Genomic DNA, 21567 nt, shown 5'->3' on the forward strand with positions numbered 1-21567 from the left:
TAGCGGCGTTCCTTATAGAGCACCGGGCCACCGCAGCAAGGCTGCCAAGGATATACAACACTCATCGCGCAAGCGCGCCCGCTTCACACTTTTTCACACAGCACCTACACAGCTTCACAGCGGGCCTTGACCCATGCCCTTAGCATGCCGAGGTCATTATTGGGGTATCAGCATGTCGAATAAACTCCTCGCGCCACTCTGCCTGCTGGTTCTGGCGACGGCGTTGAGCGCCTGCAGCAAGACCGAAGGCGAACAGGCGCCGCCAACCGCCACCGTGCGGATCGAGACGGTGCAGAGCCAGGCCCTGTCCATCACCAGCGAACTGAGCGGACGCATCGCCGCGCCGCGCAGCGCCGAAGTGCGCGCCCGGGTGGCCGGCGTGGTGTTGCAGCAGACCTTCCGCGAGGGCTCGGACGTCAAGCAGGGCGATGTGCTGTTCCGCATCGATCCGGCGCCCTTCCAGGCCGACCTGGACAGCGCCCGGGCCAACCTGCGCAAGGCCGAGGCCAGTGCCTTCCAGGCGCGCCTGCAGGAACAGCGCTTTGCCAAGCTGATCGCCGACCAGGCCATCAGCGGCCAGGAATACGACAACGCCCGGGCGACCCGGCGCCAGGCCGACGCCGAGGTGGCGGCCAATCAGGCCGCGGTCAAGCGCGCCAAGCTCAACCTGGACTTCGCCACCGTCACCGCACCGATTTCCGGACGGGTCGGCCGGGCCCTGGTCACCGAAGGCGCCCTGGTGGGCCAGAACGAATCCACCCCCATGGCGCTGATCCAGCAGTTGAACCCGATCCACGCCGACCTGACCCAATCCACCCGCGAGCTCAACGAGCTGCGCCGGGCCTTGCGCGCCGGGCAGTTGCAGCAGGTTGGCAAGGACCAGGCCAAGGCCACCCTGATCCAGGACGACGGCAGCCTCTACCCGTTGTCGGGCAAGCTGCTGTTCGCCGATATCAGCGTCGACCCGGGCACCGGGCAGATCATCCTGCGCAGCGAGTTCCCCAATCCGGACCTCGACCTGCTGCCGGGCAGCTTCGTGCGCGTGCGCCTGGAACAGGCCGTCAACCAGCAAGGCATCAGCGTGCCGCAACGGGCCATCCAGCGTGACAGTGCCGGTATCGCCCAGGTGCTGCTGGTAGATGCCGAGAACCGCGTGGTACAGCACCCGGTGCAACTGGGTGGGGTGCAGAAAGACCGCTGGATCGTCACCGAGGGCCTCAAGCCCGGTGACCGAGTCATTGTCGAAGGCTTGCAGCACGCCCGTCCCGGCGAGCCGGTGCAGATCGACACCACTCCCCTTGCACTCGCCCAGCCCGCTGGCCAGTAGGTAGTACGACATGCCGCAATTCTTTATTGACCGCCCGGTCTTTGCCTGGGTGGTCGCCTTTTTCATCCTCCTGGGTGGCGCCCTGGCAATTCCCCAGTTGCCGGTGGCGCAGTACCCCAACGTGGCGCCGCCGCAGATCGAGATCTACGCCGTCTATCCCGGCGCCTCGGCGCAGACCCTGGACGAATCGGTGGTCAGCCTGATCGAGCAGGAGCTCAACGGCGCCGATCACCTGCTGTACTTCTCCTCCCAGAGCAGCCTGGGCAGCGCCACCATCACCGCGACCTTCCAGCCCGGCACCAATCCGGAGCTGGCCCAGGTCGATGTGCAGAACCGCCTCAAGGCGGTGGAGCCACGTCTGCCCCAGGCCGTGACCCAGCAAGGCCTGCAGGTGGAGAAGGTGTCCGCCGGCTTCCTGCTGCTGATCACCCTGACCTCCAACGACGGGCGCCTGAGCAATGTCGGCCTCAGCGACTACCTGGCGCGCAACGTGATGAATGAGATCCGTCGCGTGGACGGCGTCGGCAAGGCCCAGTTGTACGGCGCCGAACGGGCCATGCGCATCTGGGTCGACCCGCAGAAACTGGTCGGTTTCAACCTCACCCCGGCGGACGTCAATGCCGCGGTCGCGGCGCAGAACGCCCAGGTCCCGGCCGGCAGCATCGGCGACCTGCCCAACCCGTCCAGCCAGGAAATCACCGCGACCATTCTGGTCAAGGGCCAGCTGACCACCCCCGAGGAGTTCGCCGACATCGTGCTGCGGGCCAACCCGGACGGCTCCACGGTGCGCATCGGCGATGTGGCGCGGGTGGAAGTGGGCAGCCAGGAATACCAGTTCGGCACACGCCTGAACGGCAAGCCGTCCACCGCGGTCGGTGTGCAGCTGTCGCCCGGGGCCAACGCCCTGAGCACCGCGACCCTGATCCGCGCCAAGATGGACGAGCTGTCGCGCTACTTCCCGGCGGGAGTGGAATACAAGATCCCCTACGACACCTCGCCGTTCGTCAAGGTTTCGATCACCAAGGTGATCTACACCCTGCTCGAAGCCATGGCCCTGGTGTTCCTGGTGATGTTCCTGTTCCTGCAGAACATCCGCTACACCCTGATCCCGACCCTGGTGGTGCCGGTGGCGCTGATGGGCACCTTCGCCACCATGCTGGCCCTGGGGTTCTCCATCAACGTGCTGACCATGTTCGGCATGGTGCTGGCCATCGGCATCCTGGTGGACGACGCCATCGTGGTGGTGGAGAACGTCGAGCGGATCATGGCCACCGAGGGCCTGTCGCCCAAGGACGCCACGCGCAAGGCGATGAAGCAGATCACCGGAGCCATCATCGGCATCACCCTGGTGCTGGTGGCGGTGTTCATTCCCATGGCCTTCATGCCGGGCTCGGTGGGGGTGATCTATCAGCAGTTCTCCCTGTCCATGGCCACCTCGATCCTGTTCTCGGCGTTCCTCGCCCTGACCCTGACTCCGGCCCTGTGCGCCACCCTGCTCAAGCCCATCGCCGCCGGCGAGCACCATGAGCGCAAGGGCTTCTTCGGCTGGTTCAACCGGCGCTTCGAACGCCTGAGCAACAGCTACGAGGGCGGCGTGAGCTACGCCCTAAAGCGCACTGGCCGCTACCTGCTGATCTACGTCGCGCTGCTGGCGATCATGGCGCTGCTGTTCAGTCGCCTGCCCTCCTCCTTCCTGCCGGTGGAGGATCAGGGCTACACCATCACCGACATCCAGCTGCCGCCCGGCGCCAGCCAGAACCGCACGGTCAAGGTGGTGGAGCAGATCGAAACGCACAACGCCGGCGAGCCGGGCGTGGGCGACAGCACCGTTATCCTCGGCTTCAGCTTCTCCGGTAGCGGACAGAACGCGGCGTTGGCCTTCACTACCCTCAAGGACTGGTCGCAACGGGGCAGCGACGACTCGGCCATGGCCATCGCCGACCGGGCCAACGCGGCGCTGAGCGCGGTCAAGGACGCCGTGGTCTACGCCGTGCTGCCGCCACCGATCGACGGCCTGGGCACCTCCAGCGGCTTCGAGTTCCGTCTGCAGGATCGGGGTGGCGTCGGCCATGCCGCGCTGATGCAGGCCCGGACCGAGCTGCTGGCGGCCACGGAAAAGAGCCCGATCCTGGCCAACGTCCGCGAAAGCGCCCTGGCCGAAGCGCCCCAGGTGCAACTGGAAGTGGACCGCAAGCAGGCCAATGCCCTGGGCGTGTCCTTCGCCGATATCGGCAACCTGCTGTCCACCGCCCTGGGCTCGGCCTACATCAACGACTTCCCCAACCAGGGACGGATGCAGCGGGTGGTGGTCCAGGCCGAAGGCGACCAGCGCAGCCAGGTCGAGGACCTGCTGCGGATGCAGGTGCGCAACAGCGCCGGCAAGATGGTGCCGCTGTCAGCCTTCGTCCGCGCCAGCTGGACCCTGGGCCCGGCCCAGCTGACCCGCTACAACGGCTACCCGGCCATCGCCATCTCCGGCGAGCCGGCTCCGGGCCACAGCACCGGTGAAGCCATGCAGGAAATCGAGCGACTGGTGAGCCAGTTGCCCGCCGGCCTGGGCCTGGAGTGGACCGGCCTGTCGCTGCAGGAACGCCTCTCGGGCAGCCAGGCGCCGCTGTTGCTGGGGCTGTCGCTGCTGATCGTGTTCCTGTGCCTGGCGGCGCTGTATGAAAGCTGGTCGATTCCGACCTCGGTGCTGCTGGTGGTGCCCCTGGGGGTGCTGGGCGCGGTGCTGGCGGTGAGCGTGCGCGGGATGCCCAACGACGTGTTCTTCAAGGTCGGCCTGATCACCATCATCGGCCTGTCGGCGAAGAACGCGATCCTGATCATCGAGTTCGCCAAGAGCCTGTACGACGAAGGCCACGACCTGATCGACGCCACGGTGCAAGCCGCGCGCCTGCGCCTGCGGCCGATCGTCATGACCTCCCTGGCCTTCATCCTCGGCGTGGTGCCCCTGGCCATCGCCACCGGCGCCAGCTCCGCCAGCCAGCAAGCCATCGGCACCGGGGTGATCGGCGGCATGATCACCGCGACCCTGGCGGTGATCTTCGTCCCGGTGTTCTTCGTGGTGGTGATGAAGCTGGTCAAGCGCGGTTCGACCAAGGGCTGAAGCCCTCACGGCGGGCCCCATCACGGGGCCCGCACCTTCTACCCTGAGAGCCCCTGCTAAAAAGCGCTTCAGTCCTGCAACAAGCTGGCCAGGCGCTCGCGGGAAGTTTCCGGCTCACCTTCGACAGGCTGCGCAGAAGACAGGATGGGAGTGGAATAGAGCAACAGCAGCACCACAGCCAGACGCATTACCATGCTATCGATCCTTGCTCGGGAAAGAGTCAATAATTCAGCGTCAAATTTAAACATATGGCTATGTGATACTACCAAGCAAAATTTGCCACGCATGCGGATTGCGTCGCAAACGCACCACCCATTTGCGTCATCACTGGCGGCACATGCCTTGGGGGCCTGTTTGCCGGCAAGTGGAACACCGCCCAACAAGCCCCCTGGGGGAGAAGGCCCCGAGCGAAAGGTCGTCGACCCCGGCTCTGGCTCTAACGAACGGAGCCGCTATAGGGAAACGCCCTCCTCACCGTCCACTTGGCCATCCACCAAGGCCTGGATCTCTGCGAAGACATCTGCCCCCAGGCTCGCCGGGACGCCCCAATAATCAAAGATCCCGCCCTCCTCTCGATGCTGGCCACAGGTCACAAAAACACCGGTCCCAAACCTCTGCTTCAGGCGCATTGCCAACCAGCCAACAAACCCGCTGTTGTCGGCGCCGTCGGGAAAATGGAACCGGAAGACCGCGAACAGCTCTTGCTCGACGTCCGCACAGGGGACTAGCTGACTCCATACCTTGTCATCTCTTACGAGCGCCAGTGCATCAGGGCGTGCGGTACCAGGAAACAACGACAAAGGAAACTCCAGAAACGCGTAAGTGCCGGGGAAGAACCGGACACGCGCCTCGGTCATTACGTGCAACAGTCTGCGCTGCGTATCCTCTGCCGTTTCGTGGGAAATGTTCACCATTGCATACCCTCCATTGCGTGAAGCGCGCTGCGCTTCTTTTTATTGACCCACGAAATGCTAAGCATGAAGATCTTGAAGATAAATGTTCAATATCAAATAACATTGACAACCAAAGGTTGTAGATATGGATAAGCTGAAAAGCATGGCGGCGTTCGTTGCAGCAGCGGAGGCAGACTCCTTCTCGGCAGCGGCTGCGATGTTAGGCGTGACGCCACAGCTGATAGCCAAGCAGGTCGGCAATCTGGAATCTCAGCTAGGAATCAAGCTGATCACCCGAACCACCCGCCGCCAAAGCTTGACCGCCGTGGGCAGGGAATATTACTCGCGCTGCAAGGCTATCCTCAGTGACGTTGAAGACGCCGATGAACTGGCGCAGTCAGCAAACTCGACTCCCCGCGGCAAAATCAGAATCAGCGCGCCCTACAATTATGGTTCCCACAGACTCATCCCGTTCCTGACCCAATTCCTGACGCGTTACCCGGAAACGGAAATCGAGCTGGAGTTGACGGACAGGTTCGTGAACATCGTGGAAGAGGGATACGAAGTCGTGTTCCGGCTGGGCAAACCCCAGCTGGCCGACAGCGCGACCTTGGTTCAACGCGGCTTGAGACCTTTCAGGATGTTTGCTTGCGCATCCCCCGCTTATCTGTCGCGCAAAGGGACCCCGCTCCATCCCGAACAACTCGTGGACCATGATTGCCTGGGCTATCTCTTCTCCGATCGAATGACGGACAAACTCTGGCGATTCACCCAAAACAGGCAGACGTTCACCATCCCCATCACGAGTCGACTGAAGGTCAATAACACCCAGGCCAAGGTGAACGCCGCACTGTCGGATTTCGGCATCACGCTCTGCGTCGAGGATGTCCTGATGCCCTACGTGCAACGGGGTGAACTGGTCGTACTCTTCGAGGAGTTCGAAGGGCCCACGTATCCCGTCAATCTGATCTACCCCTTCGACCGTCGCCCCTGCGCCAAGCTCAGGCACTTCATAGACGAAGTCGTCGAAGCCTTGGGTGCACCGCAGGCCTGATAGAGCAAGGGCCGCTTACGGCCGGTCGTGCTGGCCGTCCGTGGTTGACCGAGGTCAGCATTGACGTAGAATCGCCCGCCCCAAAAAACAGCGTGCATAGCGAGAAGGAGCTTCGATGCAACGGGTGATGATTATTGGTCAACCTGGGTCAGGCAAAAGCACCTTGGCGCGAGAGCTGGGTCGGCGCACGGGCTTGCCGGTCGTGCACATCGACACCATCCACTGGCAGCCAGGGTGGATCGAACGCAGCCCGGACGAGAAGACGCGGCTTTGTCTCGATGCAGAGGCTCAAGATCGCTGGATTTTCGAAGGTGGCCATTCGGTCACCTGGCACAACCGGGTGGCCCGTGCAGATCTTTTGATATGGATTGATCGTTCGGCGACGCTTCGATTCTTGCGCGTACTGCGCAGAACGCTGCTGCAACGCGGTCAGTCTCGGCCCGACCTGCCGGAAAACTGCCCCGAACTGCTGGCGAACCTGCCGGCGTTTTTTAGATTCATGTGGCGGACGAAAAAATCGGCGCGAGAAAAGATGCAGCAACTTGTGGCAACAGCGCCATCGGCTTGCCGCGTGGTTTGTCTGCGGTCCAATCGGGATATCGGCATTTTTCTCGCCCGTATTGGACGTTCGACTGTCCAGGCTCCGCGAGATTGATCGACGGCTGACCGACTGCAGGAACTGCCGGTTACAAGGGGCGGCTCCCGGCAGAAAGCAACCGGTCACAAACCAGCGCTTTCATCCCAAAGCCAGCGTTCTCCCCAAAACACCCACAAGACAAGTCGCTCTGCGCTTTCCACTCAGTCAGCCAGTGACCAACACCGGACCAACCTTTCCCCTTGCGCCTTCGCCTATGACCTGGAGCAGACCCTGTCACTCATAAGGTCGGCCAACCAGTCAGGCTTGGGCGCAAAGGCTATGAGGAACTCAGTGGCTAAGGGGCACGCTGGACCTGCCAGCCGGCTCGCCCGCATAGGCGTGAAGCGACCCGATCAGCCGTGGCTCTTGTGGTCCAGGGCGGCGTAGAAGTGGGCGCTTTGTTGCAGGTACTTCTGGGTGTAGGTGTTGGTGCCGGATTTCTTCTGGCTGATTTCCACGTTGGCGCTGGCTGGCAGGGCCACGCTGGCGGAAATGGCGGAGGCGGCGATCACGGAGAAGAGATTGAAGTTCATCGGTTTAACCCTCGGATTCAGTTGGCTGACTGGCCCTTGTGGGCCGTGGAGCAAACTTACTCCCGAGGGTTGGCGGGAAAAAATGCTTTGCAGCAGTAGCGATTATCAGCGTCATTGATAGAAGCAGTCAGGCCCCGGAACACGGGGCCTGCGGCTTATTGACGCACCAGGAACTTGATGTCGCTGGGGGCTTCGAAAGGCAGTTTCTGCACGGTCTTGCCAAGGAAACCGGTCTTGGCGTCACGTTCGATCACCACGATTTCGTTGCTCTTCTGGTTGCCGATCAGCACGTAGCGATTGCTCGGATCGAGGCTGAACTCACGTGGGTGATCGCCTTCCACGGAGCGGCGCTGGATCTCCTTGAGCTGGCCATTGCTCTGATCGATGGCGAACACCAGCAACTGGTTGGCGGTGCCACGGTTGCTGACATAGAGGTACTGACCGTCCTTGGAAGCGTGCAAGGCCGCCGCGGACTTTTTCTCCTTGTTGCCACTGGCCGTCAGGTCGACCAGCTGACGCTGGGTCAGCTTGCCGTCCTGATAGTCGAAGACCGCCACCTGGGCGCTCATCTCCAGGGTCAGGTAGGCACGCTTGCCATCGGCACTGAACAGCAGATGGCGCGGGCCGCTGCCCGGGGGCAGCTGGACAAAGGCCGGTTCGGCGGGCGTCAGCGGATGTTCCGGGTTGGCCTTGGGGTCATAGCGGTAGACGAAGATCCTGTCCGCGCCCAGGTCGTTGGCGAACACAAACCGGCCATCCGGGGATGACACCGAGGAATGCACGTGGGCCGACTGCTGGCGTTCGGGGTCGACCCGGCTGGCCGGATGGCTGGTGAGTTGCACCACCGGCGACAGATGACCGTCGGCACTGACCGGCACCACCGCCAGGCTGCCGCCCGGGTCCACGTCCACCGAGTAGTTGCTGACGAACAGGTAGTTGCCGTCAGCGCTCAGGCTGGAGTGCGTAGGCTCGTTGCCCTGGCTCTGCACCTGGTTGATCAGGCTCAGTTGATGGGTCTTGGGCGCCAGGCTGTAGCTGCTGACACGGCCGATGGGGTCGGTCTGTCCCGGGCTGTTTTCATTCACCGCGAAGACGAATTTCAGGTCCTTGGACAGGGTCAGCCAGGACGGGTTGGAGCTCTTCACCACTTGCAGCGGCTTGGCATCGATCTGCCCGGTGCGCTCGTTGAAATGCAGGCGATACAGGCCCTGGCTCTGGCCCTGGGTGTAGGAGCCCACGAGCAACTCCTGGCTGTCCGCGGGAGCCGCCTGGACCGCCATGGCGCCAACACTGCCGGCCATCAGCAGCGGCCAGAAATTACGCATCTTCATGTTCACCCTCCTCTTCGTCGCGGGCACTGAACGCACTCATGCACACCAGGCGGTGCTCGCCGGCATCGTCGGCCAGGGTCCAGCTCTGCAGTTCCTGGTCGAAGGTCGCGGCCTGCACCTGGGCCAGGGTGAAGCTCCAGCGCTTGGCGGCGCGACCATCCATGCACTCGATCAGCAGGCGCTGCTCGTCGAGGGTGAAGTCGAAGGCGTGCAGGCCGTCGATTTCCAGCATGTCGCAGGCTTCAAGGGCGGTGAGCAAGGTGTCGGTAGCAGCGGTCATAGCGATCAATCATCAATTGGAAAGGCGCAATCATAGCTGATCGGCGCCCAGGGATCGGGCCCGTATTGCGCGCAATCATCGCTTGCCGTCGGTGCGGCAAGCGGGCACTGGCGCAAGGACTTGAAAATGCTGTGCGGCGCCAGCCTGTCGATGCCCTGGAGCGGGCATGAAAAAGCCGCACCCGAGGGCGCGGCTTGGTGTTCAAAACGCCTGGATCAGTGAGCGAACAGTGAGTTGCCCTTCTGCCCGGCGAGCTTTTCCGGCTTGATCAGGAACCGCGCCAGGGCCGGCAGCAGCCACAGGGCGCCGAACATGTTCCACAGCAGCATGAAGGTCAGCATCAGGCCCATGTCGGCCTGGAACTTGATGGCCGAGAAGATCCAGGTGCACACGCCGATGGCCAGGCACAGACCGGTGAACAGCACCGCCTTGCCGGTGGAGCGCAGGGTCTGGTAGTAGGCCTCCTGCAACGGCAGGCCGGCGCGCAGGAAGCTTTCCAGGCGACTGTAGATATAGATGCCGTAGTCGACACCGATGCCCACCCCCAGCGCCACCACCGGCAAGGTCGCCACCTTGACCCCGATGCCCATGAAGGCCATCAGCGCATTGCCCAGCACCGAGGTCAGCACCAGCGGCAGGACGATGCACAGGGTCGCCGCCCAGGAGCGGAAAGTGATCATGCACATGCCGGCCACACAGATGTACACCAGGATCAGGATGGTCAGCTCGGACTCCTTGATCACCTCGTTGGTGGCCGCCTCGATCCCGGCGTTGCCGGCGGCGAGAATGAACTCCAGGCCGTCCCTGTTGTGCTGCGCGGCGAACTCCTGCACGGCATGCACCGCACGATCCAGGGTCGCGGCCTTGTGGTCGTTGAGGAACACCAGCACCGGCGCCAGGGAACAGTTGTTGTTGTACAGGCCGTCGGCCCGGGCAATGGAGTTGTTCAGCACGTCAGGGTTGCGCGACAGGGTTTCCCATTTCAGGTTGCCCTCGTTCATGCCCTTGATCATCTGCTTGGACACGGTCACCAGGGAGATCGCCGACTGCACGCCCTCGGTGTTCTGCATCTTCCACATCAGCTCGTCGATCGGCGCCATGGCCTCATAGCGCGAACAGCCTTCGGCCGCGGTCTTGACCATCACCACCAGCACGTCTGAACTGGTGGAGTAGTTGCTGATGATGAAGTTGTTGTCCTTGTTGTAGCGCGAGTCGGGACGCAGCTCCGGAGCGCCCTGGTCGAGGTCGCCGATCTTCAGGTTCTGGCTGTACCAGAGGCCGCCGCCAAAGGCCACCAGGGCCAGGGCCACGGAGATCGGCGCAACCTTGGGGCTGGCGAAGTTCGACAGCAGGCGCCAGAACGGATGCTCGCGAGAAGCGTCCTTCTTGCTGCGCTCGATCGCGCGCTTGCTGATGCCGACGTAGGAAATCGCCACTGGCAGCAGGATCAGGTTGGTGAACACGATCACCGCCACACCGATGGAGGCACCGATGGCCAGCTCGCGGATCACCCCGATGTCGATGATCAGCAGGGTGATGAAGCCCACGGCGTCGGCGAGGATCGCGATCATCCCCGGCAGGAACAGTTGGCGGAAGGTCCGCCGGGCCGCGGTCAGGGCGTTGTCGGCATCACTGGACTGCAGGGCGATGCCGTTGATCTTCTGCACCCCGTGGGAAATGCCGATGGCGAAGATCAGGAACGGCACCAGCATCGAGTAAGGGTCCAGACCGAAGCCGAAGGCGTGCATCAGCCCCAGCTGCCAGACCACCGCCACCAGGGTGGTGATCAACACCGCGATGGTGCTGCGGATGCACCAGGTGAACCAGTACAGCAGCACCAGGGTGATGATGAAGGCCACGCCGAAGAACATCACCACCATGATCAGGCCATCGATCAGGTCGCCGACCTTCTTGGCGAAGCCGACAATGTGGATCTTCACATTGGGGTTCTGCGCCTCGAACTTGTCGCGGATCTTCTCTTCCAGCTGGTGGGAGAACTTCTGATAGTCCAGGGCCAGCAGCTTGCCCTGGTCCTGTGGGTCCGGGTAGGACTCCAGCAACGGGATGTCGACGATGCTGGATTTGAAATCGTTGGCCACCAAACGCCCGACCTGGCCGGACTTGAGGACGTTGTTGCGCAATTTGTCGAGGCTCTCGGCCGAGCCGTTGTAGCTCTGGGGGATCACCTCGCCGCCGGCAAAGCCCTCTTCGGTCACCTCGGTCCAGCGCACGCTGGGGCTCCACAGCGACTTGAGCCCGGAGCGGTCGACGCCGGAGATGTAGAACACCTCGTCGTTGATCTGCCTCAGCGTCTCCATGTAGTCCTTGGTGAAGATGTCGCCGTCGCGGGCTTCCACCGAGATGCGCACGGTGTTGCCCAGGTTGGCCAGGTCGTTGCGGTGCTCCATCATCCGTTCGATGAACGGGTGCTTGAGCGGGATCATCTTTTCGAAACTGGTGGACGGGCGGATCAGGGTCGCCTGCCAGAACAGGAAAGCGCTGACCAAGAGGCAGATAAAGATCACTGCCGGGCGGTTGTTGAAAATCAGGCGTTCGAGAAAGTTCGCCTTGTCCTGGTGATGACTGCTCATGGAATTCCCCACCTTCTTATTATGTGCCCGGCCTACTTGCCGAGTTCAGCGCCGCTTGCCGCAGAAACCCGCACCCCGCCCTGCCCGGCCAGGATCAGGTTGCCATTGCCGGCGGCGGTCACCGCCGACAACGAGAGGCGGTCCTGGCGGTTGAACACGCTGAACGTCTGGCCGTGATCGGTGCTGCGGATCACGCTGCCGCCGTTGCCGACGATCACCAACGAGCCGTCGTCCAGCAAGGTGGCGCCCGAGAGACCGAACTCCAGGGCGCCACGGGCCGCCTTCAACTCCACCTGCTCCCAGGTGCCGCCGAAATCCGTGGAGCGATAGAGATTGCCGCGCAGGCCATAGACCAGCAGCGTCGCCGGCTGGCCGGTGCCGATCACGCCGAACAGCGAGCCTTCATAGGGGCCTTCGAGGCGTTCCCAGGTCTGCCCGCCATCGGCCGAGCGGAACATGCTGCCCTGCTCGCCGACGATGAACAGGCCGGCGTCCTTGACCTCGGCGATGGCGTTGAGGTGGTACTGATCTTCGTTGTCCAGGCGATCGCTGGCGTCCTCCCAGTGCTGGCCGCCGTCGGTGGTTTCCAGCAAGGCGCCGTAGGCCCCCACGGCAAAGCCGTTGCGGGTGTCCTTGAACCAGACATCGAGCAACGGCGCTTCACGCTTGAGGTCCTGGAACTGCTGGGTCCAGGTGACACCGCCGTCGGTGCTGGCCAGGACCTGGGCATCGTGGCCCACCGCCCAACCATGCTGGTCGTCGACGAAGTACACCGCCGTCAGCAGCTGCCGGGTTGGCACCTTGGCCTGGACCCAGGACGCCCCCTGATCGTCGGAATAGAGAATGTGCCCGCGATCCCCCACGGCCACCAGGCGCTTGCCGGCGTGGACCACATCGAGCATCAGGCTTTTCGCCGCTTTGGGCGATTCGATGGAAAAGACCGTATCCGCTGCGGAGGCAGCGGCCAGGACCGGTGTCGACAGCGTCACGACACCCAACAGCGAGAGCGCTGTAGCCAGCAGTGCGAACGTGCGCAGCGCCGGCGGGCGGCCAACAACCACGCCCATGACAGGCTCACTCATAGACCATTCCCCCATTTATTATTGTCAGGTCACTTGACCTCTCAGGGCGCCTTCCGGGGTTTGCCTGGCCTGGATCGACCCTGACGATCGTCCTGAAACCTGCAATCTAGAGCCCCTTTGGCTGCGAGCTATCCTATCGGGCTTTGGAAAGGTCTGACAATCAACGCCACGTTATCTTTTGTTAATCAACGCGCCTGGTCAGGCCCCTGAATACTCGGGCATTCGCTGGGCTGATCGATGCCGCTGGGTGCCACGGATCGAGGCCACGGACCGCGACGAAGCTTTCGCTGCTGCGACTGACGGCTTGGCCCGGGCCAGCCGTCACTCGACCAAAGACTGATCCAGCGCATGCATCCCCCGCTCCCGCCGTTGACTATGATGAGCGGCATGGGGCGCCAGCCGGACGAGCTTGAGGAGTGCAGCATGATTGCCATACGCGAGGCGTGGAAAGCCGGGCTGCTGGGCCGCGCCCACTGGGCCCGCAACCTGGTGTCCGGGGTGATAGTCGGCGTGGTGGCCCTGCCCCTGGCCATGGCCTTCGCCATCGCCTCCGGGGTCAAGCCCGAACAGGGGATCTACACCGCCATCGTCGGCGGCCTGCTGGTGTCGCTGTTCGGTGGCAGCCGCTTGCAGATCGCCGGTCCCACCGGGGCCTTTATCGTGATTCTCGCCGGGGTCACCGCCCAGTACGGGGTCGACGGCCTGCAACTGGCGACCATGATGGCCGGCATCATCCTGTTCCTGCTGGGCATCAGCCGCCTCGGCGCCCTGATCAAATTCATCCCCGACCCGGTGATTCTCGGTTTCACCGCCGGCATCGGGGTGATCATCTGGGTCAGCCAGTGGAAGGACTTCTTCGGCTTGCCCGCGGCCCAGGGCGAGCATTTTCACCAAAAGCTCTGGCACCTGTTGCAGTCACTGCCCGGGCTGCACCCGGCCACCACCCTGCTGGCCCTGCTCAGCCTCGGACTGTTGCTGTGGGTACCGAAGATCCCCTGGCTCAAGCGCCTGCCCGCGCCCCTGGTGGCCATGACCCTGGCCACCGCCCTGCAGTCGCTGTTCCAGTTCGACGGCGTGGCCACCATCGGCAGCGCCTTTGGCGGCATTCCCCAGGGCTTGCCGAGCCTGCAACTGCCACAGATCAGCCTGCCGCGGGTGCTGGACCTGATTGGCCCGGCCTTCGCCATCGCCATGCTCGGGGCCATCGAGTCGCTGCTGTCGGCGGTAGTGGCCGACGGCATGGCCGGCACCCGGCACGATTCCAACCAGGAACTGATCGGCCAGGGCATTGCCAACCTGGCCACGCCGCTGTTTGGCGGTTTTGCTGCCACCGGTGCCATCGCCCGCACCGCCACCAACATCCGCAACGGCGCCACCAGCCCCCTGGCCGGCATCGTCCATGCCGGGGTGCTGACGCTGATCATCCTGTTTCTCGCCCCGCTGGCGGCCAATATCCCGCTGTGCGCCCTGGCCGCGATCCTGTTCGTGGTGGCCTACAACATGAGCGAACTGCACCACTTCAAGCGCATGCTGCAGCGCGCGCCGCGAGCGGACGTGGCGATCCTGCTGTGCACCTTTGTGCTCACGGTGTTCAGCGACCTGGTGATCGCGGTGAATATCGGGGTGATCCTGGCGATGCTGCATTTCCTGCGGCGCATGGCCTCCTCGGTGGAGGTGCAGCAGGTCGTGGGAGAGGATCTGGAGAACGAATTGCGCGGCAAAGGACGCGGGCACCTGCCTGCCGGGGTGCTGATCTATACCATCGAAGGCCCCCTGTTCTTTGGCGCTGCCGAAACCTTTGAACGGGCCCTGGCCCAGACCCACAGCGATCCCAGGCTGCTGATCATCCGCCTCAAGCATGTGCCGTTCATGGATATCACCGGGCTGCAGACCCTGGAGGAAGTGATAGGTCAGCTGCACAAGCGCGGGATCGTGGTGAAACTGTGCGAAGCCAACCTGAAGGTGCATGCCAAGCTTGAGCGAGTGGGCATCCTGCACGCCATTGGCGCGCAGAACTATCACCGCGACTTGAGTAGCGCGCTGCCCCCCCTGTAGCCGCTGCCGCAGGTTGCGAACGGTCTGGACGGCTCTGCGTCCGATATCAAGACCGACAGAGGTTTGACAGCGATCGCCAAGCAAGGTCCTGCGGACCTTTGCGCAGCTTCGCAGGCTCAGCAGCGGCTACAGGTGTAGCCGCTGCCACCGTCAGGCGAGGCTTTTGCTGACCACTTCGAACACGTCGCTGGACAGCTCGCCGGAGGCGCGGATGCGCTCCAGTTCGCCTTTCATCAGCGCCTGGCGGGCGCTGTCGTACTTGCGCCAGCGGGTCAGCGGCGCCAGTTGCCGCGAGGCGATCTGCGGGTTGAAGCCGTTGAGCTGGATCACCAGATCCGCGAGGAAGCGATAGCCGGAACCGTCGGCCGCGTGGAAGTTGATCAGGTTCTGCCCGGCAAAGGCACCCACCAACGCCCGCACCTTGTTCGGGTTCTTGAGATTGAACGCCGGGTGCTGCATCAGCGCCTTGACCCGCTCCAGGCCGCCCGGCAACGGGCTGCCGGCCTGCACGCTGAACCACTGGTCCATGACCAGGGCGTTGTCCTTGAAGTGCTCGGCGAACACCGCCAGGGCCTTGGCCTTCTCGGCCTCGAACGGCGAGTTGACCAGCACCGCCAGGGCGGTCAGGCGCTCGGTCATGTTGTCGGCGCTGTCGAACTGTTCGATGGCCGCCGCCAGCACTTCGGGCTTGTGGGTGAGCATCAGGTACGACAGGGCAATGTTCTGCAGCGCGCGACGGGCGAAATGCTCGGACTCGGCCACGTAGGCCGTGGCCTTGGACACTGCCCGGTTGGCCTGATAACGCTTCCACAGCGCATCGAACAGGCTGTCAGCCAGTTGCTGGCGAGCAAACTCGCGCGCCGCATGGATCGCCTCGACATCCGCCACTTCGCTGATTTCGGTGAGGTAGGCCTCGCCCGGCAGGGACAGCATTTCCGCGACCATGGCCTGGTCCAGGCTGTCATCCGCCAGCACGGTGCCCAGGGCGGTCACCAGACGTTCGTCCATCACCAGCGCCTGACCCTGCTGATGCTGGGCAATCAGTTCTTGCAGCACTTGCACGGCCAACTGCTGGCCGGCGTCCCAACGGTTGAAACCGTCGCTGTCATGCTGCATGAGGAACATCAGTTGGTCGCGGCTGTAGGGGAAGCTCAGCTTCACTGGCGCCGAGAAGCCACGCAGCAACGAAGGCAGCGGCTGTTCGGTGATGTCGACGAAGGTGAAGGTCTGCTCGGCCTCGGTCACCGAAATCACCCGGGACGTGCCCTGGGCTGCGCTTTCGCCGGACAGGCGCAAGGCCATGCCTGCCCCTTTGGAATCCAGCAGGCCCAGCTCCACCGGGATCACGAACGGCAGCTTTTCTACCTTGTCCGGGGTCTGCGGGCAGCTCTGGCGGAAGGTCAGGCTGTAGGTTTTCGCCGCCGCGTCGTAGGCCTCGCTGACCGCCAGCCGTGGCGTACCGGCCTGGCTGTACCAGCGCTTGAACTGGCTCAGGTCGACGCCGTTGGCGTCTTCCATGGCCTTGACGAAGTCGTCGCAGGTCACCGCCTGGCCATCATGACGCTCGAAGTACAGGTCGCTGCCCTTACGGAAGCCTTCGGCGCCGAGCAAGGTGTGGATCATGCCCACCACTTCCGAACCTTTTTCGTACACGGTCAGGGTGTAGAAGTTGGAAATCTCGATAAAGCTTTCCGGGCGCACCGCATGGGCCATGGGGCCGGCGTCTTCGGCGAACTGGTGGGTACGCAGGTAGGCCACGTCCTGAATGCGCTTGACGGTGCGCGAGTTCATGTCGGCGGAGAAACCGGCATCGCGGAACACGGTGAAGCCTTCCTTGAGCGACAGCTGGAACCAGTCGCGGCAGGTCACGCGGTTGCCCGACCAGTTGTGGAAGTATTCGTGGGCAACGATCGCCTCGACCCGCTGGTGCGCGGCATCGGTGGCGGTTTCGGCGCGGGCCAGCACGGCGCTGGAGTTGAAGATGTTCAGGCCCTTGTTTTCCATGGCACCCATGTTGAAGTCGTTGACCGCAACGATCATGAAGATGTCCAGGTCGTATTCGCGACCGTAGGTTTCTTCGTCCCAGCGCATGGACTTCTTCAGGCTGTTCATCGCGTGCTGGCACTTGTCGATGTTTTCCGGCTCGACATAGATGCGCAGCGCCACGTCGCGCCCGCTCTGGGTGCGGAAGCTGTCTTCCACGCACCACAGGTCGCCGGCCACCAGGGCGAACAGGTAGGCCGGCTTCATGAACGGGTCTTCCCAGGTCGCCCAGTGCCGGCCGTCTTCACCAGGACCGCTGGCGATCGGGTTGCCGTTGGAGAGCAATACCGGGTAGCGGTGCTGCTCGGCCACCACGGTGGTGGTGAACTTGCTCATCACATCCGGGCGATCGAGGTAATAGGTGATCTTGCGAAAGCCCTCGGCCTCGCACTGGGTGCAGAACATGCCGCTGGACTTGTACAGGCCTTCCAGGGCGGTGTTGCTTTCCGGGTGGATCTTCACGCTGGTGTCCAGGGTGAAGCTGGCGCTGGTCGGGTGCAGGGTCAGGTGGCTGTCATCGAGCTGGTAGTCGCTGGCGCTCAGCAGCTGATCGGACAGGCTCACCGACAGCAGCTCCAGCTGCTGGCCGTCCAGCACCAGCGGCGGCAGGCCGGCGCCGCGTGCGGGGTTGCGACGCATCACCAGCTGCGCATGGACCAGGCTGTGGTCCTCGAACAACTCGAAGGTCAGGTGGGTCTCGTCGATCAGGTACTCGGGGGCCTGATAGTCCTTCAGGTAGATCATCTTCGGTTGTTCGGTGCGCATGGCGAATTCCTTCTACTGATGCACGGCGAGCTGATAAGCCGTGTATTTGCGAATGTTGATCACGCCGGTATCAAAGATCAGGTACTGGCCCTTGATGCCCAGCAGCGTGCCTTCGGCGATCGGATTCTTGTCCAGGTTGAAACTGACGATCTTGCTCGGGTACTGCTCGACCGGATAACGGATTTCCAGGGGTTCGATGTCACTCACCGGCTGGATCGCCTGCAGGCCGAAACGCTGTTGCAGCGCCAGCAGGCCCTCGGCGCAGGATGCGAACAGCTGGTCGCGTACCGCCACCAGGTCCACGGCCTGGGCATCGCCCTTGAGCAGCGCGCGCCAGTTGGTCTTGTCGGCCACCTGGGAACGGAACAGGTCCTCGACGAAGCCCGATTGCTGGCGGGTCGCCACGCGCATGATCGGCAGCGCCTGGCTGGCGCCCTGGTCGAGCCAGCGGGTCGGCAACTGGGTGGCGCGGGTGATGCCGACCTTGATCCCCGAGGAGTTGGCCAGGTAGACCACGTGATCGGTCATGCAGAACTGCTCGCCCCAGGACGGCTCGCGGCAGGTGCCGGCGTCGTAGTGGCAGCGTTCGGGGCTCATGATGCACACATCGCACTGGGCCAGCTTGGTCATGCAGGGGTAGCAATAGCCCTGGCTGAAGCTGGTCTTGGTCTTGCGTCCGCAATGGGTGCAATGGATCGCCCCCAGGTACTCCAGGCGCACCTGAGTGCCGATCAGGGGGTTGACCGGCACCTCGCTGTCACCCAGGCGAAAGGCGTACTGAACATTCGGCCCGTCCAGGCGTGCCGACATTTTGCTGATGGAACCGCGGCCAATCTCGATCAATGGATGGCATCCGACTTGAACAGGATGTTCGGCACCGGTGCCGACTTCGAGGCGCATTCCTGCGGCCCCATGTAGCCGGTGCGCTGTTCCTCAGGCAGGTTCTGCATCTCCCAGGCGATCATGGCCTGCAGGGACAGCTCACGCTGCTCGGCGGTGAGCTTGCGGCCATCGGCCCATTTGCCGATCTCTACCGCCAGCTTCAGGCTCTGGTAGATCTCGGGGGTGATGTTTTCGATCATTTCGACAAAGGACGACATACACGACTCCAGCGTTTAAAGGGCCAGTTTATGGCGGCTGTAGAGGCCACCCAACAAGCCGGTGAGGCAACCGATGAGCAGCCCGCCGACATGGGCGGCGTTGGCGATTTCGCCGAAGCCGATCATCGACACCAGCCCGGACAGGCACAGCAGCAGCCACACCAGCATCATCACCAGCACGCCCCGGGGCAGGCGGTAGATGGGGTTGGGGGACAGTAATTGATAGATCCAGCAATGCCCGAGCAGGCCGTAGAGCACCCCGGACAGACCACCGAACAGGGTTGGGCCGCTGAAATAGTATTGCGCGAAGTTGGAAACCAGGCTGAACAGCAGGGTCAGCCCCAGCAGGTTGATGCTGCCCTGGCGCAGTTCGATGCGCCGCCCCAGTTCCCAGTACCACATGCCGTTCATGGCGATGTGCAGGATGCCGAAGTGAATCAGCATCGGCGTCACCAGGCGCCACCACTGCCCCGCCGCCAGGCTGTCGGCCAGGGAGCTGAACTGGATGTAGTCGCCCACCACGCGAAACTCGAGGAAGGTGAACCAGCCGAGGGTCTGCAGGTTGTCACCGAGCAAGGTGATGCCGCACACCGCCAGGCTCAGCAGCAGGATCAGCGCGGTGACCGGGCTGCGGCGCAACTGCTGCACCAGGCCAACCCGCGCCGGCGAGGCCGCCTGCGGGATGTCCAATTGCTGCTCGGGATCGCCCTGGGGAAAGCGCTGATACAGGCCCCGTACATCCTCACTGATGGATTCGGGCACCCAGAGCACTTGCTCGCCGGCCTCTTCACTGACCCGGTGGGGCACCTGCATGCGCTGCAGCAGCTTGACGAAGCCACTCAGGTCGGTGGCCAGTGGCAGACGCAAAACCGCTACTGCGCTCATCGCAACACCTCGGGCCGCTCGACGTCGACCCAGACAAATTTATTCGGATCCAGGCGGGTTTCCTGGTCCAGGCGATAGGCGGCAAGCTTGCCGTAGAGCACGGCGCTGTAGTCCAGGCACGCCAGGTTGGGACGGATCGGCGCCGGCTTGCCGCTGCGCCAGTAGTGGCCGACAAACAGCATCGGTTCGTCAGGGCCGTAGCGCAGCAGGCTGTTTTTCTCGGCCGGGGACAACGGCGTGCGCGCCACCGGATCGGGCAAGGCATCGGGCTGAAAGACGATGTCGCCGTAGGTCTGCGGGTCGTCTTCCCAGAACTTGGTGCGGAAGAACGCCCGGGTCAGGCCGTCGCCGCTGGTCATGGTCAGGCCGTGGGGCAGGCGCATGTCGGTGCCGCGCAGCAGGCGATCGAAGGCGGTGCTGGCAAAACTGTCGGGCAGCGCCGAGGCCTGGAGGAACTCGCGGTCGATGCAGCCGTTGGGGTACTGCTGGCGCAGCGGGGCGATCAGGCCCGCATCCCAGCAGGCGTGCACCACGCGAAAGCGCCCGGCGTCGACGAACAGCGGCAGTTCATAGAACCACTCGAGGAAGTCGTGCCAGTCGCCCGGGTGGTGTTCGAACTGGGTCAGGGTCTCGTGGATCAGCCGGGCATGGCGCGGCGTGTGTTCACGCACGAACTGCTTGCCACTGCCGGCCGCCGCCGGAGTGCTCCAGCCCAGGGCGTTGAACTCATGGTTGCCCATGATGCACAGCGCCTGACCGGCTTCGACCATGTCGTGGACGATATGCAGGGATTCACGGATTCGCGGGCCGCGGTCGATGATGTCACCGAGGAACACCGCCATGCGCGACGGATGCCGCCAGACGCCACCCTGCTTGTGGTACCCGAGCCGATCCAGCAAGTGCTCCAGGGTCAGGGCGCAACCGTGCACGTCACCGATCAGGTCGTAGCTACGCGCGGGATCGAGCATCAGTCGCCTCCACCGCCCAGTCGGCTGCCCCAGCCAAGCTTGGTCCGGCAGACCTCGTAGTAGTTGTGGTCCAGCGGGTGAATCAGGCGCAGTTTCTGCGCCTTCTTGCTGACCGTGATGGTGTCGCCCGGTGCGCAGGTGAAATGGTTCTGCCCGTCACAGGAGACTTGCGGATAGATCTGCATATCTTTGGACACGACGATTTTCAGCTCACTGTTGCCGTCGACCACAATCGGCCTTCCGGACAAGGTATGGGGGTACATCGGCACAATCACAATGGCATCCAGCTTGGGATGCATGATCGGGCCGCCGGCGGACAGCGCATAGGCCGTGGAACCGGTGGGCGTGGCGACGATCAGGCCGTCGGCCTTCTGACTGCAGACGAACTGGCCGTCGATGTAGATTTCGAACTCGATCATCCGCGTCGACTTGCCCGGGTGCAGCACCACGTCGTTCAGCGCATCGCCCTGACCAATGGCCTCGGCGTGACGGCGGACTTCGGCCTGCAGCAGGAAGCGGTTTTCCACCAGGTAATGGCCGTCCAGCACTTCGGCGACCTTGACCTCCAGCTCATCGGGGCGAATGTCGGTGAGAAACCCCAGGCTGCCACGGTTGATCCCCAGCACCGGAATATTGTGCCGCGCCAGGGCCCGGGCGGCGCCCAGCAGGCTGCCGTCGCCGCCGACCACGATGACCATGTCGCAGACCTCGCCCAACAGCTTGCGCGAGGAGGTCTGCAGGCCGTGGCCCGGCAGCACTTCGGCGATGGTGTCTTCGAGGATCACGTGCAGGTGGCGTGCCAGCAGAAACTTCTTCAGTCGGCGAACTGTGTCCAGCACCTGGGAGCTGCCCAGGCGACCGATAATGCCGATATTGCGAAATTGCTCCATGGGGCTCCTGCGGGGTTCGGGTAC

General features: G+C 63.4%; 18 protein-coding genes. 5 read left to right on the top strand and 13 right to left on the bottom strand.

The window, feature by feature from the left end:
• Positions 1–172 precede the first annotated feature (172 nt).
• Together L1O02_RS16845 and L1O02_RS16850 are read left to right on the top strand one after the other, a co-directional pair.
• A complete protein-coding gene (locus L1O02_RS16845) occupies positions 173–1327 on the top strand; it encodes an efflux RND transporter periplasmic adaptor subunit (protein ID WP_108543451.1) in 1155 nt (384 codons plus the stop codon).
• Between the two features lie 10 nt (positions 1328–1337).
• Positions 1338–4436 carry an efflux RND transporter permease subunit gene (locus tag L1O02_RS16850; protein ID WP_108543449.1) on the top strand — a complete coding sequence of 1033 codons (3099 nt, stop codon included), beginning with the start codon at positions 1338–1340 and terminating at the stop codon, positions 4434–4436.
• 68 nt (positions 4437–4504) lie between these two features.
• Here L1O02_RS16850 and L1O02_RS31120 read toward each other — a convergent pair whose 3' ends face one another.
• Positions 4505–4630 (bottom strand): hypothetical protein, encoded by a 126-nt coding sequence (locus L1O02_RS31120; protein WP_258230278.1) that lies wholly within the window; start codon positions 4628–4630, stop codon positions 4505–4507.
• A gap of 258 nt (positions 4631–4888) precedes the next feature.
• Positions 4889–5350 (bottom strand): DUF6196 family protein, encoded by a 462-nt coding sequence (locus L1O02_RS16855; RefSeq protein WP_108543447.1) that lies wholly within the window; start codon positions 5348–5350, stop codon positions 4889–4891.
• 124 nt (positions 5351–5474) lie between these two features.
• Here L1O02_RS16855 and L1O02_RS16860 point away from each other — a divergent pair, with 124 nt between their 5' ends.
• A complete protein-coding gene (locus L1O02_RS16860) occupies positions 5475–6383 on the top strand; it encodes a LysR family transcriptional regulator (RefSeq protein ID WP_108543445.1) in 909 nt (302 codons plus the stop codon).
• A gap of 115 nt (positions 6384–6498) precedes the next feature.
• Entirely contained in the window at positions 6499–7038 is a 540-nt protein-coding gene (locus tag L1O02_RS16865; protein WP_108543443.1) for an AAA family ATPase, read from the top strand.
• A 335-nt stretch (positions 7039–7373) separates the two neighbouring features.
• Here L1O02_RS16865 and L1O02_RS16870 read toward each other — a convergent pair whose 3' ends face one another.
• The 5 genes from L1O02_RS16870 to L1O02_RS16890 form a co-directional block, all read right to left on the bottom strand.
• Entirely contained in the window at positions 7374–7553 is a 180-nt protein-coding gene (locus L1O02_RS16870) for a hypothetical protein (protein WP_060839079.1), read from the bottom strand.
• 155 nt (positions 7554–7708) lie between these two features.
• A complete protein-coding gene (locus L1O02_RS16875; RefSeq protein ID WP_108543441.1) occupies positions 7709–8884 on the bottom strand; it encodes a lactonase family protein in 1176 nt (391 codons plus the stop codon).
• Positions 8871–9164 (bottom strand): DUF5629 family protein, encoded by a 294-nt coding sequence (locus L1O02_RS16880; RefSeq protein WP_060839077.1) that lies wholly within the window; start codon positions 9162–9164, stop codon positions 8871–8873. The genes L1O02_RS16875 and L1O02_RS16880 overlap by 14 nt, the downstream gene beginning before the upstream one ends.
• 215 nt (positions 9165–9379) lie before the next feature.
• The gene (locus tag L1O02_RS16885) at positions 9380–11755 is read right to left on the bottom strand and encodes an RND family transporter (RefSeq protein ID WP_060839076.1); all 2376 of its coding nucleotides are present in this window, start codon (positions 11753–11755) and stop codon (positions 9380–9382) included.
• A 32-nt stretch (positions 11756–11787) separates the two neighbouring features.
• Complete coding sequence (locus L1O02_RS16890) at positions 11788–12837, bottom strand: YCF48-related protein (protein WP_108543439.1); 1050 nt, start codon at positions 12835–12837, stop codon at positions 11788–11790.
• Between the two features lie 423 nt (positions 12838–13260).
• Between L1O02_RS16890 and L1O02_RS16895 the strand changes: the two genes are divergently transcribed.
• Positions 13261–14892 carry a SulP family inorganic anion transporter gene (locus L1O02_RS16895; RefSeq protein ID WP_108544053.1) on the top strand — a complete coding sequence of 544 codons (1632 nt, stop codon included), beginning with the start codon at positions 13261–13263 and terminating at the stop codon, positions 14890–14892.
• 150 nt (positions 14893–15042) lie between these two features.
• Here L1O02_RS16895 and pepN read toward each other — a convergent pair whose 3' ends face one another.
• The 6 genes from pepN to L1O02_RS16925 are packed head-to-tail and all read right to left on the bottom strand — an operon-like array spanning position 15043 to position 21543.
• Positions 15043–17700, bottom strand: coding sequence for an aminopeptidase N (gene pepN / locus L1O02_RS16900; RefSeq protein ID WP_235758333.1), 2658 nt, complete (start codon positions 17698–17700; stop codon positions 15043–15045).
• Positions 17701–17712: 12 nt separating this feature from the next.
• Entirely contained in the window at positions 17713–18543 is an 831-nt protein-coding gene (locus L1O02_RS16905; protein WP_060843452.1) for a DUF2797 domain-containing protein, read from the bottom strand.
• Positions 18540–18800: a DUF1315 family protein gene (locus L1O02_RS16910; RefSeq protein WP_060839071.1), complete on the bottom strand. Its 261-nt coding sequence runs from the start codon at positions 18798–18800 to the stop codon at positions 18540–18542. Before L1O02_RS16910 ends, L1O02_RS16905 begins: the two co-directional genes overlap by 4 nt.
• Positions 18801–18815: 15 nt before the next feature.
• Positions 18816–19685: a rhomboid family intramembrane serine protease gene (locus L1O02_RS16915; RefSeq protein ID WP_060839070.1), complete on the bottom strand. Its 870-nt coding sequence runs from the start codon at positions 19683–19685 to the stop codon at positions 18816–18818.
• Complete coding sequence (locus L1O02_RS16920) at positions 19682–20656, bottom strand: metallophosphoesterase (RefSeq protein WP_173655942.1); 975 nt, start codon at positions 20654–20656, stop codon at positions 19682–19684. Before L1O02_RS16920 ends, L1O02_RS16915 begins: the two co-directional genes overlap by 4 nt.
• Positions 20653–21543, bottom strand: coding sequence for an NAD(+) kinase (locus L1O02_RS16925; protein WP_007920913.1), 891 nt, complete (start codon positions 21541–21543; stop codon positions 20653–20655). The genes L1O02_RS16920 and L1O02_RS16925 overlap by 4 nt, the downstream gene beginning before the upstream one ends.
• Positions 21544–21567: the final 24 nt, after the last annotated feature.

This window comes from Pseudomonas sp. BC42, from assembly GCF_021560055.1.
Taxonomy (GTDB): Bacteria; Pseudomonadota; Gammaproteobacteria; order Pseudomonadales; family Pseudomonadaceae; genus Aquipseudomonas.